The sequence below is a fragment of the Microbacterium sp. SYP-A9085 genome (assembly GCF_009649635.1).
GTDB lineage: Bacteria > Actinomycetota > Actinomycetes > Actinomycetales > Microbacteriaceae > Microbacterium.
In genome coordinates this window covers 170,127-186,611 of sequence record NZ_WJII01000004.1, presented here as the reverse complement: position 1 = coordinate 186,611, position 16,485 = coordinate 170,127, and the positions used below count along the sequence as shown (strand labels likewise).

17 protein-coding genes and 1 tRNA gene are annotated in these 16,485 nt (G+C 68.3%); 12 read left to right on the top strand and 6 right to left on the bottom strand.

Going from position 1 to position 16,485, the window contains the following annotated elements:
• Window positions 1–25: 25 nt before the first annotated feature.
• Together GH740_RS10010 and GH740_RS10005 are read right to left on the bottom strand one after the other, a co-directional pair.
• Window positions 26–610 carry a hypothetical protein gene (locus GH740_RS10010; RefSeq protein ID WP_153745950.1) on the bottom strand — a complete coding sequence of 195 codons (585 nt, stop codon included), beginning with the start codon at window positions 608–610 and terminating at the stop codon, window positions 26–28.
• A complete protein-coding gene (locus tag GH740_RS10005) occupies window positions 607–1,434 on the bottom strand; it encodes an inositol monophosphatase (RefSeq protein ID WP_367641386.1) in 828 nt (275 codons plus the stop codon). Before GH740_RS10005 ends, GH740_RS10010 begins: the two co-directional genes overlap by 4 nt.
• 93 nt (window positions 1,435–1,527) lie before the next feature.
• Between GH740_RS10005 and GH740_RS10000 the strand changes: the two genes are divergently transcribed.
• Both GH740_RS10000 and GH740_RS09995 read left to right on the top strand, forming a co-directional pair.
• A tRNA-Lys gene (locus GH740_RS10000) sits at window positions 1,528–1,599 on the top strand.
• 44 nt (window positions 1,600–1,643) lie between these two features.
• Window positions 1,644–2,000: a helix-turn-helix transcriptional regulator gene (locus tag GH740_RS09995; protein ID WP_367641384.1), complete on the top strand. Its 357-nt coding sequence runs from the start codon at window positions 1,644–1,646 to the stop codon at window positions 1,998–2,000.
• Window positions 2,001–2,213: 213 nt separating this feature from the next.
• Here GH740_RS09995 and GH740_RS09990 read toward each other — a convergent pair whose 3' ends face one another.
• Window positions 2,214–2,399, bottom strand: coding sequence for a hypothetical protein (locus tag GH740_RS09990; protein ID WP_153745948.1), 186 nt, complete (start codon window positions 2,397–2,399; stop codon window positions 2,214–2,216).
• A gap of 288 nt (window positions 2,400–2,687) precedes the next feature.
• On the opposite strand from GH740_RS09990, the gene GH740_RS09985 reads away from it, so the two are divergent.
• Window positions 2,688–3,230, top strand: a complete 543-nt coding sequence (locus tag GH740_RS09985) for a hypothetical protein (protein WP_153745947.1) — start codon at window positions 2,688–2,690, stop codon at window positions 3,228–3,230.
• A 146-nt stretch (window positions 3,231–3,376) separates the two neighbouring features.
• On the opposite strand, the gene GH740_RS09980 is transcribed toward GH740_RS09985, so the two are convergent.
• From GH740_RS09980 to GH740_RS09970, 3 genes are all read right to left on the bottom strand, one after another.
• Entirely contained in the window at window positions 3,377–5,524 is a 2,148-nt protein-coding gene (locus GH740_RS09980) for a hypothetical protein (protein WP_153745946.1), read from the bottom strand.
• 556 nt (window positions 5,525–6,080) lie between these two features.
• Entirely contained in the window at window positions 6,081–7,310 is a 1,230-nt protein-coding gene (locus GH740_RS09975; protein ID WP_153745945.1) for an MFS transporter, read from the bottom strand.
• A complete protein-coding gene (locus GH740_RS09970) occupies window positions 7,307–7,738 on the bottom strand; it encodes a MarR family winged helix-turn-helix transcriptional regulator (RefSeq protein ID WP_153745944.1) in 432 nt (143 codons plus the stop codon). The genes GH740_RS09975 and GH740_RS09970 overlap by 4 nt, the downstream gene beginning before the upstream one ends.
• Before the next feature lie 167 nt (window positions 7,739–7,905).
• Between GH740_RS09970 and GH740_RS09965 the strand changes: the two genes are divergently transcribed.
• From GH740_RS09965 to GH740_RS09925, 9 genes are read left to right on the top strand one after another with little or no spacing between them, the layout of a single operon-like run.
• Window positions 7,906–9,105: a substrate-binding domain-containing protein gene (locus GH740_RS09965; protein WP_153745943.1), complete on the top strand. Its 1,200-nt coding sequence runs from the start codon at window positions 7,906–7,908 to the stop codon at window positions 9,103–9,105.
• A gap of 2 nt (window positions 9,106–9,107) precedes the next feature.
• Window positions 9,108–9,872: an ABC transporter ATP-binding protein gene (locus GH740_RS09960; RefSeq protein ID WP_153745942.1), complete on the top strand. Its 765-nt coding sequence runs from the start codon at window positions 9,108–9,110 to the stop codon at window positions 9,870–9,872.
• On the top strand, window positions 9,869–10,609 hold the full coding sequence (locus GH740_RS09955; protein WP_153745941.1) for an ABC transporter ATP-binding protein: 741 nt from the start codon (window positions 9,869–9,871) through the stop codon (window positions 10,607–10,609). Before GH740_RS09960 ends, GH740_RS09955 begins: the two co-directional genes overlap by 4 nt.
• Window positions 10,606–11,481, top strand: a complete 876-nt coding sequence (locus tag GH740_RS09950; RefSeq protein ID WP_153745940.1) for a branched-chain amino acid ABC transporter permease — start codon at window positions 10,606–10,608, stop codon at window positions 11,479–11,481. The genes GH740_RS09955 and GH740_RS09950 overlap by 4 nt, the downstream gene beginning before the upstream one ends.
• A complete protein-coding gene (locus GH740_RS09945; protein WP_153745939.1) occupies window positions 11,478–12,602 on the top strand; it encodes a branched-chain amino acid ABC transporter permease in 1,125 nt (374 codons plus the stop codon). Before GH740_RS09950 ends, GH740_RS09945 begins: the two co-directional genes overlap by 4 nt.
• On the top strand, window positions 12,599–14,185 hold the full coding sequence (locus GH740_RS09940) for a class I adenylate-forming enzyme family protein (protein WP_367641378.1): 1,587 nt from the start codon (window positions 12,599–12,601) through the stop codon (window positions 14,183–14,185). Before GH740_RS09945 ends, GH740_RS09940 begins: the two co-directional genes overlap by 4 nt.
• Window positions 14,169–14,849: a TetR/AcrR family transcriptional regulator gene (locus GH740_RS09935; protein WP_153745938.1), complete on the top strand. Its 681-nt coding sequence runs from the start codon at window positions 14,169–14,171 to the stop codon at window positions 14,847–14,849. Before GH740_RS09940 ends, GH740_RS09935 begins: the two co-directional genes overlap by 17 nt.
• Window positions 14,846–15,598 (top strand): 3-hydroxybutyrate dehydrogenase, encoded by a 753-nt coding sequence (locus tag GH740_RS09930; RefSeq protein ID WP_153745937.1) that lies wholly within the window; start codon window positions 14,846–14,848, stop codon window positions 15,596–15,598. The genes GH740_RS09935 and GH740_RS09930 overlap by 4 nt, the downstream gene beginning before the upstream one ends.
• Window positions 15,595–16,485: an alpha/beta fold hydrolase gene (locus tag GH740_RS09925; RefSeq protein WP_253941352.1), complete on the top strand. Its 891-nt coding sequence runs from the start codon at window positions 15,595–15,597 to the stop codon at window positions 16,483–16,485. The genes GH740_RS09930 and GH740_RS09925 overlap by 4 nt, the downstream gene beginning before the upstream one ends.

Here is a 16,485-nt window from a genome sequence, read left to right as displayed (position 1 = left end):
CGACCCACTTGCCCGGCTCATTCCGTCACTGCGGCGGCCACTGCACGAGCTGCAGGCCCTGCTTCGTATCGGCCACCGAGATCTGCCCGTCATCGAGACGGTAAGTGATGCCGTACCCGTCCTCATCCGGATTCATGATCATGTCGCCGGTGGCGGTGAGATACGTCGCGCCGTCCTCGTCGAATTCCTTCCAGCCCGAGTCGAGCAGCTCCTTCGTCACTTCCGCCTTGACGGCGTCATCCATGGGCGCCCAGCCGTACACCTGGACCTGGTCGCTGGCCACCCCGGGATCGCCCCACGTGCACTGGATGCCGCCGGGCAGTTCGATGTTGCCCACGTAGAAGGGATCCTGCCGGGCCTTCCATCCGAGCTTCGTCAGATCATCGACGGTGACCGAGCTGATGATGCCCTCGCAGGTGGGCGGGCCGGCCGGGGTGACGGTGGAATCCGGGCCGGTCACGGTCGCCGACGGCGCCGCGGCCTGCCCGCTGGGACTGGCCGGGGGCACCGTCGGTGTCACGACCGGACCCGGGGTGGCCGCGCAGCCGGCGACGACGAGCAGTGCGACAAGCACACTGCCGGCCACGCCCGCGAGCCGGAGGGATCTCACCGCCGCACCGTCCCACCCACGAGAGCGAGGAACGCCTCGTGCAGAACGCCGTTCGTGGCCAGCGACGAGCGGGTGCCTATCTCGTCGGCCCCGTCGATATCGGTGAACCGCCCACCCGCCTCGCGCACGATCGGCACGTGTGCCGCGATGTCGTATTCCTTCACGTCGAACTCGGCCACCATCTCGAGGCGTCCCTCGGCCAGCAGCATGTACGGCCAGGCGTCTCCGTAGCCGCGGTCGCGCCACACGGACCGGGTCAGCCGCACCAGATCGTCCACGCGACCCACCTCGTCCCACTGCGCGATGCTCTGGAAGCTCACACTCGATGCCGCGACATCGTCGACGCCGGACACTGCGATGCGCCGGGTCGCGGCATCCGGCGCGCTCGTCCACGCGCCCAGTCCCGCCGCCGCCCACCACCGACGCCCGATCGCGGGCTGGCTGACCACCCCGACCTGCGGAACACCATCGACGGCGAGCGCGATCAGAGTGGCCCACATCGGAATGCCCTTGAGGTAGTTGGCGGTGCCGTCGATGGGGTCGATGATCCACTGCCGAGATCCCGCGCCCGCTGCACCGAACTCCTCGCCGAACACGCCGTCCTGAGGGCGCTCGACGGCCAAGATGTCGCGGATTGCCCGCTCTGTCGCCAGGTCCGCCTCCGTCACATAGCTGGCGTCGGCCTTCACGCGCACGTCGAGGTCCGGGGCGTCGAATCGTCGCATGGATGCCGCATCCGCGGCATCCGCGAGGCGGAGTGCGAGGGCGAGATCGGCGTCGTACTCCGCGCGGCCGGGGGCCCGATCGGGGGTAGGGGACGTCACTTGCTCAGGATACCGGCACCGGCGTGGGTGATTTCGCGAAGGGTCAGCCGTGATGCTAATGTTGACCCTCGGTTCGCCTCTTCGGTGGACCGAGCGCCTCTAGCTCAACGGCAGAGCAATTGACTCTTAATCAATGGGTTCTGGGTTCGAATCCCAGGGGGCGCACCGCAATACCCCCGGGAGCTTCAAGGAAGTCCGGGGGTTTCCTTATGCGTCACTTTGCCCAGCGACACCTCTTTCCCCATTGGGGGTGCCGGGAGCGGTGCCGATACCGTCGTCACCGGAGGTTCCCGAGGGCGCCGGCCGCTGACGGGCACCGCACTAGACAGGCCATGAGCGCTGCGATTGCGGGCCTAGAGCTCCTCGTTACCATCGACGAGCTGTCGGAGTACCTCGGGGTGCCTAAGCAGACGATCTACAGCTGGCAGGCCACCGGCAACGGCCCGCGTGCGACCCGGGTGGGCCGTCACCTGAAGTACCGGGTCAGGGTGCTTCGCCGATCCCGGCAATTGCGACGATCCGGAAGACCACCAGAGGCGCGGCACCCAGCTACGATGAGCGCATAAACGACCCCTCTGCCGAGGATCCGCGGTCTCGCTACCGCCGCCTGGAACCGCCGATCGCGTTGGGTCAGACAATGGAGACGGTGGATGCCTCGACGCCGCCGGAGTCGCGCGATGAGGGGTATAGCGAGCAGGAGCGGCTGCTGCGTCTCGGGGAGTGAACTGTCCACCCGCACAGCACGCTGAACCGTTTCCGCGGAAGTTTGCCTGCACTGTCTAGCCTTGGGTGAAACCGCCGCCGAGCTCGGCGGCAGCAGCGCTCCGAATCGCATCCGCGAGCCCGTCGTAGCCGAGATCGACGCCGCCCTCAGCCAGGGCCCTGTTCCAGCTCAGCGACGTGCGCCCGGTCGCGGCGACCCTGCTGCGGGTGAGCACCACGAAGCGCCACTGCGAGAGGTCCAACTGCTGGTACAGGTTGTGGCTGTGTGCCGCCGGCTGCCAGGATATCGGGCGTCGAGTTAGCCACAACGTGTGCGATGCGCTCAATCGACCCGTCCCGCGTGGCGAGGGTGATCATCGGGAACGACGCGGGTCCTGGTGGTCACGTCGGCGGGACCGCCTTCGCTGCAATCCGGGAGGGGTCTACATTCGGAAGGGAGGGCGATTGGGGCAAGGATGAGCCCGGATTACTGGGGTCGGCACCCGCTGACAGAGGCGTTCCGAAGGGGTGGCTTCTGGGCGAAGGTGTCCGTGAACGCGGCCGCCGGCCTAATCGTCGCGTACGTCGTGGTCTCCGCGGGTGTGGTCATTGCCGCCGCAGCGTTCGGCGGCCCGACCAAGCCGGTGGCGTGGCGGAACGCCCTGTTCATTGCGGGAGCGCAGCTGGCGCTCGTGATTCCGGCCGCCCTCCTGCTCTGGGCCGGGTACCTCCTCTTGGACCAGAGACCTCTTCCCCACGACATTGGGCAGCTGTACGACTTCAACCTCCTCGCGGTGTGGGCCGCGAGCCTCGCTTTCGTCGTGTCGTTCACCATCGACGACCAATGGTTGTACCAGACCTTCGCCTGGATCGTGTTGGGAAGCGGTATCTACTGCGCATTGGCGTCATGGCTCGTGGTGAGGAGACGTCAGGACCAGCTCTTCGGTCGGCCTGAGAGGCGCATCTACCGGTGGGTGCGTGCTGATCCCGCGCAGCTGTCAGTGCAGGTATCGGCCGTGGTGACCGGCGCCGGCGCGTTCTTCACCTTGGCCGTCTTCTACGGGGTTCTGCTGGGCAAGGCAGGCATCCTCTAACCTCGCAGCGGCGTCAGCTTGCCCAGCGCGCCACCTGCGGGACACCCGCCACATCCAGCTGGACCTCGATCGATACGAGCCGACCGGCGACGATGCTATGCGAGTCGATGCGGCGGAGCGTGGATCGGTTGAGCCTCGTGCGGGCCTTAGCGGTAGTGGGCCTGGTAGTGGAGGTTGCCCAGGTCGAAGAATGCGTAGCTGATGCCCTTGATGAGCTTGACGTCGTAGTCGACCGGTTTCCCGTCGGCGGTGAACGACGACAAGACCTTGTCTGCCCAGTTCACCGGAAGCATGCCGCTGAGCAGACCGGCAGCCCGTGAGTCCACCCCGGCGTCGAACGTCACGTCGCCCGTGCTGTTCTTTGCGACGTTCGTGAACGTTGACGCATCACGTCCTTCGGTGAAGGCGAGCAGCTGTTCCGCGGACACCATGGGGATGTGCCTGCGGACCGCGACGTTTGTGAGCTCTTGATCGAAGTTGTCGCTGAAGTCGAAATGCGTGCCGAACGCCCCGTAGTAGCCGCGCTCGTCTTCGGCCGCGGTGATCAGCTGCTCGATGGCCACGGGGGAGCCATTCCAGGTCTCGTCGACCAGATGCGATTCCTGCTGGAACACGTCCAGCATCCGGCCGTTCTCGTCGCTGAACCGCATGGGCAGCGCGGAACCGGTGATATATCCGGGTCGGCCCCGAATCCAGCTCGGTGGCCAGTTGAAGTAGTTCATGTCGAAGTGGATGCCCCATCGCTGCTCCTCGCGCGGCACACCCAGCCAGTCACTATAGACAACGCAGTGGAGGCGGTTGCCGGCTTGGTCGGGGAGGTCGGGATACTTCCTGCGAAACTCGAGCAGGTACGCCCTGAACGCGGCGGCAAGTGAATCCTCGGTCCAGTCGGCACAATCCGTGGAAACGTGTGCGCCCAGATCGAACCCCAGACCGGAGTAGTGTTTCGCCTCCTGTCGGGTGAGCGGGGTCCATGGATACACCCACGCGGTTGCCCGCGGGCACTCCCACTTCCGGGCATCGCATCCGGGTGGGGACAGGGCGAGCATCCGTTGGAAGAGCTGTCGGGTTCCGTCCTCGGTGTCGTGGTCATCTGCTGCCATCACCAGGGCGGCCTTCTGACCGTGAGGCAGGTACCAGAACCGCGGCAGCGGGTAGGTGTCTGCGTGTAGTTCCTCCAGCAGGTTGCTGAGCAGGCGCATCTGCTCATCGGCTTGGGGAATCCCGATGTCGGCGTGATCTAGGTAGTCCTTTCCACCATCCGATCCCATGAAGAGGTCATTTGGCCGGATGGGAGGCGACATGTCACGCTCCGTGCCCGCCGCGGCCGGATCTCCCTGCCTCGTGTACATCACCGATGTCGCAAGGTCGTAGGTGAAGGCGGCGATGTGCCCACCATGAGGACCGACCTTCGTCAGTGTCACCGCGGGACCAAGGTCGGGGGCCTGCCGATCGGACGCCAGGGTCGCGAGGGTCTTACCGCCCGGGCCGCGTGTGTAAAGGCGCGCGCCTCCATGGAACTGCATCCGCTCGGCTGTCAGGCCGATTCCCGGGGCGTGCGTGGTGTCGATCTGCAGATAGCCATCCCGGAGCGCCCCGCCGGTCGGCTCCAGCCCAGCCAGAGAAGCCAGCCCGCCCTGGGGTGTCATGGTGATCACATCACCGCCGCCCTTGACCCACGACTCCACGTCGCGAAGATGCGGTCCTGTCGAACTCGTCGCCCCGAGGATGACGACGGCATGATCGGCCAACACGTCTCGGGAAAGATGCTCGGGGGCCACCGTATCGAATCCCGTGAATCCCTCTGCCCGCAGGATCTCGGCCAGGTACGCATCCCGCGTCCCCTCACGCGCCACCAGCAGGATGCTGCCACCGGAGCCATCCGACAGGCTCGGCACGGACTCCACCCCGAACGACCACGAGTCGAGCACGGTGTCCTCGACCGGTGACTCGCGCAGGTGGACCACCGCCGTGTACTTCCCTGCAGCAAAGGGCCTCACCGGGGTGAACGACAGCGCCTCGGCGCTGTCCACCGCGCTGCGCCCCCGCACGATCCGTCCGCCCGGCCCCGTGACCACCATGTCGAACGTCTTCTGCGCGTCCATCCAGCCAACCTGCAATTGCACGGAGATCTCAGCGGACGGGGAAACACGCTGCGCCCCTCTCCCCGGGTACCGGGCGACCACCCCTACCTCTCCGCCGCCCGCCACCGCGGCCACGCCGCCCGCCACCACCACCGCAGCAACGATCACCCCGACCGCGACGCGGCCGACACCGAGCGTGCGCCGCCGCACGCCCCTCACAGCGCCGCCGAACGGAGTGCACTCATCGCTCTCATCGGCGCATCCTTGAAACAGATCGTTTCGCCAGTGTCACCTCCCCCACGAGAAGCGTCAACAGACAAGCCGCAACTCCCGGCGCAGCCACAGGATCGACGACATCCGTTCGCAGGCACCGCGTTGTCGCCTGTCATCGCCCGCCCCGATGGCCTCTAATGAAGATGCCCGTGACACCTAAACCCGGTTCTGTGACACCTATTGCGACACCTAAACCCCCGCCAGCGACACCTGAACCCAGTGGGTTTTGGTAAGTCGGTGGGGGAGAGGGCCGCAGCGGATGATCCGAAAACCGCGGAATTACGCGGTAAACGGGGTTTCGTGGGTGGTCGCGGGATGTCTCAAACATTTGGCCAGTTGCCAATGGGTTCTGGGTTCGAATCCGAGGAGGGCGCACCACGTTTCACAGCGGCTGTTCCCAGGTGTGCGACCAGTCCGGCCGCAGCCTGGCGGCTGACGCCGTTTCGTCACCCGGGGCCGGGTGGTACGAGCGCCCCCGGGACCGGACGCCGCCTCAGGTGGCGTCGCCCACGAGGATCGCGGCACCCTCCTCCGCGACATCCGCTTCGTGCACGTCGATGCGTGCGATCACGCGACGCCCGAGCGCTATCGCCAGCGTCGCGACGAGTATGGACGCTCCGGCGAAGAAGTATGGCACCGAGGCGCCGAATGCGTGCCAGAGGGCTGCCGCGATCGGCGGGGCGGCGGCACCGCCGATGAATCGGACCGCCGAGTACGCGGAGGATGCGACCGCGCGCGGCTGGTCGGTGGCCTCCATGACCGCCTCGGTGAGGACGGTGTTCATGATGCCCAAGAGCAGCCCGCCCGCGACGATGCAGATAACGAGCGCGGTGACCGAGGCTACGAGCACGCCGGCGACGATCAGATCGATCGCCAGCAGCGGCAGGATGATGAACATCACAGTCGTGCGCGACATCCGGTGCAGCAGGATCGGTGCGATCCACACGCTCGTGACAGCCAGAGCCACGCCCCAGCCGAAGAACGTGAACCCGATGCCCATTGCCGAGAAGCCGAGGACGAACGGCGAGAACGCGAGCAGGACGAAGAATCCGATGTTGTAGAAGAGCGCCGCGACCGCGAGGATCGCCAGCGCGGGGATCCGCAACGCCCGGAACGGGGCGGACAGCGGCATCGGCGCGCGCTTCTCGCCCTTCGTGCGCAGCAGCACGAGGACCGCGACGAACGCAATCGCCATCAGCACGACGACGCCGAAGAACGGCCCCCGCCAGCTGACTTCGCCGAGCAGGCCGCCCAGCAGCGGCCCCACCGCGATGCCGAGACCCAGCGCCGCCTCGTACAGGATGATGGCCGCTTCGCTGCCGCCGGATGCCGCCCCGACGATCGTCGCGAGCGCGGTGGAGATGAACAGGGCGTTGCCCAGGCCCCACCCGGCGCGGAAGCCGATGATGGCATCCACGCTTCCGCTGAGCGCGCACAGCAGGGAGAAGGCGACGATAAGGGCGAGTCCCGCCAGGAGCGTCGCCTTCGCCCCGATCCGGCTGGAGACCCAGCTCGTGATGAGCATCGCCGCGCCGGTGACCAGCAGATAGCTGGTGAACAGCAGCTCCGTCTGGACGGCGTCCGCCTTCAGCGACCCCGCGATGGCAGGCAGAATCGGGTCAACCAGGCCGATGCCCATGAACGCGACGACGCACGCGAAGGCGACGGCCCAGACCTGCGGCGGTTGACGCCAGATCGATCCGGTAGCGGTGGCAGATCTCATCCAGTGACTCCTCGTGGGGTGGTGCGGGATTTGAGGATGCGGGCGGCTTGCGACAGGGTGTCCCATTCCGCATCGGTCAGGTCTGCGAACAGGGGCTGCAGGGCATCCCGTAGCTCGACGCGCCAGGCGGCGAGATCCTCGCGACCCCGGTCCGTGATCTCGATCACCGTCGCGCGGGAGTCGGACGGATCGTGGTCGCGCGTGACGAGCCCGGCCTCCGCGAGCTGGCCGATCAGCCGGGTCATGCCTGGCTGGGTCGCCCGACTGGCGCGCGCGAGTTCACCGAGTCGCATCGGCCCGTCGGATTGCAGGATGCTCAGCGCACGCCATTGCGTCGACGGCGCCTCGTTCTTCGTCTCCAGAGCAGCCAATCGCGTCAGCACGTGCGCGGCGGTGACGATCTCGGAGATGTCCTCGGCGCGTGGCATTCGATAAGTATATAACACGGATATATAAACGGTGCATTGAATCAGCCGCACTCGGCCGTCCGCCCAGCCTCGTGTGTCGGCGTTGACAACCGGATGTCGATCTCCGTAGCATTCGTATACCTGAATCGGGTTTCATAAACTCCCTTCCAACGGCGAAAGGCACTCACATGCGGGTTACGAAGAAGATGGCGCTGCTGGGCGCGCTGGCGACCGCTGCCGCGGTCGCCCTCACGGCATGCGCCCCGGGCGTCGCGGACACTGGCAACCAACCGTCTGCCGGTGGCGAGATCAGCGTCGGGGTCGTCAGCAGCGAGACCGGCCCCCTCGCCGGCTACGGAAAGCAGTACCTCGACGCCTTCAAGGCCGGTCTGGACTACGCGACCGACGGCACCGGGAAGGTCGACGGCCGCACGCTGAAGATCGACTACCGCGATGACGCCGGCGACCCCGATACCGCGGTGACCGCCGCGAAGGACCTCATCGGCAAGGGCACCAAGATCCTGATGGGCAGCACGTCGTCCGGCGTGGCTCTCGCCGTGGCTGCGCAGGCTGCGCAGAACAAGGTCCTGTTCATCTCCGGGCCCGCGGCCGTCGACGGGATCACCGGCGTCAACAAGTACACTTTCCGGTCAGGCCGCCAGAGTGCGCAGGACGTCGCAACCGCCGGTACGTTCCTCGACGACGTCGCCGGGAAGAAGATCACGGTGTTCGCGCAGAACACCGCTTTCGGCCAGGGCAATGACGCCGCAGTGAAGGCCATCCTCGGCGCGAAGGGCGCGACGGTGGCCAGCGTGCTCGTCCCGGAGGATGCCACCGAGTTCACCCCGTTCGCCCAGCAGATCCTGCAGTCCAAGCCCGATCTCGTGTTCGTGGCCTGGGCGGGGGCGACCAGCGGCGCGATGTGGCAGGCGCTCTCGCAGCAGGGCGTGCTCGAAGACATCCCCGTGGTCACCGGGCTCGGTGACTCGCCGACGTTCGGCGCCTACGGCCAGGCCAGTGAGAAGATCAACTTCCTCAGCTACTACTTCCCCGGCGCCAATGACGACAAGGTGAACACGGCGATGATCGATCTCATCGAGAAGGCCGGCGGCACGCCCGACCTGTTCAGCCCGGACGGCTTCAACGCGGCCATCATGCTGGTGCACGCGGTGAAGGAGGGTGCCGGCGACGTGGATGCCATGGTGAAGGCGCTCGAGGGCTTCAGCTTCGACGGCCCGAAGGGCAAGACCACCGTGCGGGCGTCCGATCACGCGCTAATCCAGGAGATGTACCAGGCCAAGCTCGTCGCCAAGAACGGCTCGTTCGTCCCCGAGCTCATCGCCGCGGTGCCCGCGGACGAGGTGGCCCCTGCGGAGGCGACCAAGTAGCCATGAGCATCCCAGTCCCGCCCGCGCTGCGCATTCGCGGACTCGGCCTGCAGATCGGCGGCATCGGAATCCTGAAGGATGTCGACCTCGACGTGCCGCCCGGCGCGTTGGTCGGCGTCATCGGCCCCAACGGAGCCGGCAAGACGACGCTGTTCAACGCGATCTCCGGTCTGGTCCGCCCCACTGCAGGCAGTGTCGAGATGGCCGGCACCGACATCACCCGGATGTCGGTGGCCCGCCGAGCGCGGGCAGGACTGGGGCGCACCTTCCAGACCTCCAGCCTCTTTCCCCAGCTGAGCGTCCTCGAGAATGTACGCCTCGCAGCGCAGGCCGCCCTCGGTGGCAGCTACTCGCTGCTGCGGTTCCCGACGGCGGCGGATCAGGCCACCGCCACGGCGCACGAGAAGCTCCAGATCGTCGGGCTGGCCCACCGCGCGGGCGCGCGCGCCGGCGACATCTCGCACGGCGACAAGCGCAAGCTCGAAATCGCCGTGCTGCTGGCCACCCGTGCCCGCGTCATCCTGCTGGACGAGCCGATGGCCGGTGTCGCCTCCGGAGATGTCGCGGGGCTCGTCGACAGCATCCGTGAGCTGCACCGCGCCACGGGCTGCACTGTGCTCATGGTGGAGCACCACATCGAGGTGCTGATGGGCCTCGTGCAGAAGGTCGCGGTGATGTACGCCGGCTCCATCATCGCGTTCGACGCCCCGACGACGGTGATGGCGGACCCGCTCGTGCAGAGCGCCTACCTGGGGAGCGCGGCATGACGGACACGTCTGTTCTGCAGGTGCGGGGGCTGCGTGCCTCGATCGCCGGTCAGCAGGTCGTCGAGGATGTCACGTTCGACGTCGCAGCCCACGGTGTGACCGCCGTGCTCGGACGCAACGGTGTGGGCAAGACCTCGACGCTTCGGGCGATCATGGGACTCATCCCGCGCCGCGGGGAGGTGCGCCTGGCGGGGGAGCGCATCGACGGACTGCTCACCCACCGGATCGCGCAGCGCGGCGTGGGCTACGTGCCCGAGGACCGCGAGGTCTTCGCCGGCCTGACCGTCGCGGAGAACCTCGCCCTGGCCGAACGGAGCCGCACGCCGCACCGCGACCGCGTCGCCGAGCTGTTCCCCGATCTGACTGCACGCGCGCAGCAGCGCGCCGGCACGCTTTCGGGCGGCCAGCAGCAGATGGTGTCGATAGCTCGGGCCCTGCTCAACGACAACCGCGTGCTGCTCGTCGACGAGCCGACCAAGGGTCTCGCGCCGAAGGTGGTCGACGAGGTGGCGGCCGCACTCGAACAGGCGGCGCGCACCGTCCCGATCGTCCTGGTCGAGCAGAACCTCCAGGTCGTGCGACGGCTCGCCGCGCGTGCCATCGTCATCGCCGCCGGCCGGGTCGTGCACACGGGTGCAACGGCCGACATCCTCGATGACGCCGAGCTGACCCGCCGGCTCCTGGGCGTGCACGCAGACCGGGCCGGCGACGATGCGGAGCAGGGGGTGCACAGATGAGCACCGTCATCCTCGCCCTGCTCACCGGTGTCGGCCTCGGCGCACTGTACTTCCTTGTGGCGTCCGGTCTCAGCCTGATCTACGGTCTCATGCACGTTCTGAACTTCGCCCACGGCGTGTTCCTCTCGCTGAGCGCGTTCGTCGGCTGGGAGGTCGCGCGGCGGATGGACGCCGGCAGCTGGGGCGGGTTCGCCGCGTCCATCCTCGTCGGGGCCCTCGTGGGCGCAGCGTTCGCCGCACTGACCGAGCTCGCGCTGATCCGCCCCCTGTACGAGCGGCACATCGAGCAGGTCCTCGTCACCGTTGGGCTCTCGTTCGCCGCCATCGCCCTGTTCGACGGCATGTGGGGCACCGACCCGATCTACATCCCCGGTCCGGCGTGGCTCGGCCGTACGACGGAGATCCTCGGCGCGAAGGTCCCCAACGTGTATTGGCTGCTGATGGTGGCCGCCACCGTCGTCCTCGCCCTGCTCGTCCTGTTCCTAAGACGCACCCGCTACGGCGTCATCATCCGCGCGGGTGTCGAGAATCGGGCCATGGTCACCGCCCTCGGCATCGACGTCCGACGCTCCTTCACGATCGTGTTCGCGATCGGAGGGGCCGCCGCCGGCATCGGTGGCGTGCTCGCCGCGCAGTGGGCGGGGTACGTGTCCGCGGGGCTCGGCCAGACGCTGCTGATCTTCGCGTTCATCGTCACGATCGTCGGCGGCCTCGGTTCGCTGCTCGGCGCGGCGATCGCCTCCGTGCTGGTGGCCGTGCTCCAGCAGTTCGCGAATTTCTTCCTCGCCGGCACCGGTGACTTCATCGTCGTCGTGCTGCTCGCCGTCGTGCTCCTGGTGCGACCGGCCGGACTTCTGGGGAGGCGCGCATGATGCCGAGCGAGCACCGAACCGCGTGGCGGATCGCCACTGCGCCACTCGTCGGCGTGGTCGTGGTGGCCGTCCTCGCGATCCTGCCGCTGCTGAACCTCAGCATCCCCGGGATCCTGCCCGGTCCCACCTACACGCCCGGCAGCCTCGCGCTGATCTCGTTGTGCATGGTGTACGGGGCACTGGCGCTGTCGTACAACATGCTGCTGGGAACCGCCGGGCTGCTCTCCTTCGGCCATGCTCTCTCGTTCGGCGCGGGCGCGTACGGGTTGGGGATCGTGCTGCAGGCCCTGCAGGTGCCGCTGTGGCAGGGCGTGGCGATCTCGGTGCTGGGCGGGCTGGTCATCGCGGTGATCACCGGTGCGATCAGCCTGCGGGTCAATGGCATCCCGTTCGCCATGGTGACGCTCGCATTCGCCCAGGCGGCATCCGTGCTCGTTCGACGCAATGCGCAGATCACCGGCGGGGAAGAAGGGCTGAGCTTGCCCACCGCGCACGTGCCGGACGCATTGGTGGGCGTCGTCAACACCCGCAATCTGTACTGGTTCGCCCTGGCGGTCGTGGTGATCGCCTATCTGATCGCGGTGTGGGTGGACCGCTCCCGGCTCGGGCATATCGCCCGCGCAGCCCGCGAAAACGACCTGCGGGTGCGAGTGCTGGGCCTGAGCCCCTACCGTGCCAAGCTCGTCGTCTTCCTCGCGGCCGCCGTCGCCGGTGGCCTGGCGGGCATCGCCTACATGCTGCTGCAGAGCGGTACGCAGCCGCACGCGGTCTCCGCCGATCTGACGATCACGGTGCTGGTGATGGTGGTCCTGGGCGGGGTCGGGTTCCGCTGGGGCGCCATCGTCGGTGGCGTCGTCTACACGCTGCTCGACCAGCGTCTGACCGTGCTCGCCCGGTCCGACGCCATCGCAGGGCTTCCGGACGTGCTGCGCATTCCCCTGTCCGAGCCGCTGTTCCTGCTGGGCGTACTGTTCATCATCGTGGTGATGTTCCTGCCCGGCGGCATCGCCGGCACCGTCGACGCCCTGGCGCGCCGTCGGCGTGGACGGCGGGTGCCGGATGCCTTCGCGGATGCCGAACACGAGGATGCCGCGGTCACCGAGGCGGAGGTCCGGGCGTGACGATCGTTCCGGGGACATGGGCCCCGGCGGACGAGCCGCACACCATCGGACGGTGGCTGGACGACCGTGCCGCCGCGTCCCCGGGGAAGACCGCCATCGACGACCGAGGTGTGACGATCGACTATCGCCGGCTGCACGAGCGCGCCGCCGCCCTGGCTTCGCTGTTCGTGCGCAGCGGGTATGGACCCGGCGACCGGATCGCGACGCTGTCCGGCAACTCCATCGACCACGTCGTGGCGTTCTTCGCCTGCGTGAAGATCGGGGTCGCGTTCGTCCCGCTGTCGTGGCGCCTGACCGCCGCCGAACTGGCGGCGGTCGTCGACCGCGCCGACCCGCAACTCATCCTCGTCGAGGAGGAGTACGCGGGTCTCGCCTCCGACGCGATCAGCCGGACGCGGGGCTTCGCACCGACCGCGATGCTCGGCGTCGCCGGAGTCGAAACGCATGTGCCGTCTCGGTCCGGCAGCTCCGGACCGGCCACCGCGGCACGAGCGGTCCGCGACGACGACCCCGCCCTGGTCATCTTCACCTCGGGGAGCGAGGGGACGCCCAAAGGCGTCGTGCTCACGCATGCGAACTGCTTCTGGAACAACCTCGCGCTGGACGGCGTGGTCCAGCTGACCGCGTCGGACGTGGTCCTGTGCGCCCTCCCGCAGTTCCACGTCGCGGCCTGGAACGTGCAGCCGCTCCTGGCATGGTGGGCGGGAGCGACCGTGGTCTTGGAGCGATCGTTCCAGCCCGACCGGATATTGCAGCTGATCCCGGAGCGCGGCGTGAGCGCGCTCATGGGCGTGCCCACCCAGTATCGTCTTCTCGCCGACGACGTCCGGTTCCCGGCATCCGATCTCTCCTCGCTGCGCATCGCGCAGGTCGGCGGCGCCCCGCTGGACGAGGACCTTCGCGGGGCCTGGCGCATCCGCGGTGTCGAGCTGCTGGCCGGCTACGGCCTCACCGAAGCGGGCCCGAACGTGTTGACGGTCACCGCCGGCGAAGGGGACGCCGCGGCCGGCACCGTCGGGGCCGCCTATCCGCACGTGGACGTCTGCATCGCGGATCCCGCCACCGGTCTGCCGCTGGGGGCGGGCGCCATCGGCGAGCTCTGGGTCCGCGGGCCCAGCGTGTTCGCCGGATACCTGGGCGACGCGGCCGAAAGCGCGCGCGCCCGGTGCGGGGAGTGGCTGCGAACCGGGGATCTGGCGCGCCGGGACGGATCCGGCCGGTATCGCATCGTCGACCGGGTCAAGGACATCTACATCTCCGGCGGGGAGAACATCGCCCCCGCCGAAGTCGAGCGCGCCCTGTGCACGCACCCGCACGTGCAAGCCGCCGTCGCCGTCGGGGTCCCCGACCGCGTGTGGGGTGAGCGCGGTGTCGCCTTCGTCGAACTGCGGCCGGGGGCCGCGTGTTCGGAGGATGAGCTGATCGCTCACGCCCGAGATCACCTCGCCTCGTTCAAGGTGCCGGTGCGCATCGTCCCGGTGGACGAACTGCCGCGGTCGGCGATCGACAAGTTCGCGCGCTCACGGCTGCGCGAACGGGCACGCGCCCTGATCCAGGAGGGATCCCATGAGCATGCAGGATGAGCAGACCCCGCTGAACGTCTCGTCGATCACCGGCCGCCCGCTCACCAAGCGCGGCGAGGCGACGCGCCGTCGCCTGCTCGCGGCCGCCGAGCACGTCTTCGCGGACCAGGGCTATCACGAAGCGTCGATCGTGAAGATCACCGAACGCGCCGGGATCGGGCTGGGCACGTTCTATCTCTACTTCGACAGCAAACAGACCATCTTCGAGTCGCTCGTCCTCGATTTGAACCAGCGTGTGCGTCACTCGATGGCCGAGGCCATGTCGCACGCGACCGATCGCCTCGCAGCGGAGCGTGCGGGCTTCGCCGGGTTCTTCCGGTTCACGGCTGAGCACCCCGCGCTGTATCGGGTGGTCCGCGAAGCCGAGTTCGTCTCGCCAGAGATGCTGCGGTTGCACTACACCCGCATCGTGGAAGGGTACGAGCAGGGTCTCGCCCGTGCGCAGCGGGACGGCCAGATCGACCCGGCGCTGGATCCCGAGATCACCGCGTGGGCCCTGATGGGCCTGGGCGAGCTGATCGGCATGCGCTTCCTGCTCTGGGAGCGCGACGGGGCCGGCACGGTGCCGGAGAGCATCCCGGACGAGGTCTTCGACGCAATGATGCGATTCATCGACAACGCGCTCGCCGTGCGCGGCGCGACCCGGAAGGACGGACGGCCATGACCGAGCGAGACCTCGACGGCAGGCGTGCCGTCGTCACCGGGGGTGCCAGCGGCATCGGGCTGGCCTGCGCCCGGGAACTGGCCGGACGCGGCGCGCACGTCGTGATCGCGGATCTGAACGCGGATGCCGCGCAGGCGGCGGCCGCCGCGGTCGGCGGCGAGGCGTGGACCGTCGATCTGTCGGACACCCGCGCGCTGGACGACCTGCGGCTGCAGGCCGACATCCTCGTGAACAATGCCGGCATCCAGCGGGTCGCCCCGATCGTGGACTTCGATCCAGACGCGTTCCGGCTCATCCAGCGACTCATGGTCGAAGCGCCGTTCCTGCTCATCAGGGCAGTGCTGCCGGGGATGTACGACCGGGGTTGGGGCCGCGTGGTCAACATCTCCAGCGCGCACGGTCTGCGCGCCAGCGCATTCAAGAGCGCGTACGTGGCGGCCAAGCACGCGCTGGAGGGCCTGTCGAAGGTGACCGCGCTCGAGGGTGCCGCGCACGGCGTGACCAGCAACTGCGTCAATCCGGCGTATGTGCGCACGCCGCTGGTGGAGAAGCAGATCGCCGATCAGGCGGCCGTGCACGGCATCGAGGAGTCGGAGGTGGTCGAGAGGATCATGCTCACCGAGACGGCGGTCAAGCGGCTCGTCGAACCTGAGGAGGTCGCATCGCTGGTGGGCTGGCTGGTGGGGCCGGCATCGGGCATGACCACCGGAGCCTCGTACACGATCGACGGTGGATGGACAGCTCGATGAGCCGTCCCCGCCGCGAGATCGAGGTGGCCGTCGACGGAGGGATGCTTCGGGTCGGCGTCTGGGATGCCGAACGGTCCGATGCCCCCACGGCGCTGCTCGTGCACGGCGTGACATCCTCGCACCTGGCGTGGCAGCAGGTCGCGCAGCGACTTCCGGGGGTGCGGCTGATCGCTCCCGATCTGCGCGGGCGCGGTCGCAGCAACACCGTGCTCGGCGCGGCGGGCATGGCCGCCCACGCAACCGACATGGCAGCGGTGCTCGACGCCCTCGACGTCGCGCAGACACTCGTCGTCGGGCACTCGATGGGCGCCTTCGTGGCAGCGGTCCTGGCCGACCTGCACCCGCGCGCAGTCGCACGGCTGGTGCTGGTCGACGGCGGACTGCCGCTGGACGTGCCCTCGGGGCTGGACCCCGAGCAGGTGGTCGCCCACATCCTCGGTCCCACTGCCGCGCGGCTGCGCATGCGCTTCGCTTCGGTCGGCGACTACCTCGCGTTCTGGCGTGATCACCCCGCTTTCCGCAACGACTGGAGTCCCGAGCTGGAGGAGTACCTCGCGTACGATCTTGTGGACGCGGGGGCTGGGATGCTGCGTCCCGCGACGAGCTACGACACCGTGGTGGACGACACGGTCGACATGACCACCGGCACGGCCCTGCCCGACGCACTCGGGCGGATGCGACACGATGTGCGCCTGATCACGGTTCCGCGGGGGCTGCAGGACGATCCGCCGGGCTTGTACGCCCCGGATTACCTCGAGCGCGTGCTCCCCGCGTACCCCGGCGTCCGCCACCGGCGGGTCGAGGGCCTCAACCACTACACGATAGCCATGTCGCCCGGTGGCGCGGATGTGGTGGCCGGTGCCGTCGCCCACGCGTGGGAAGAGTGA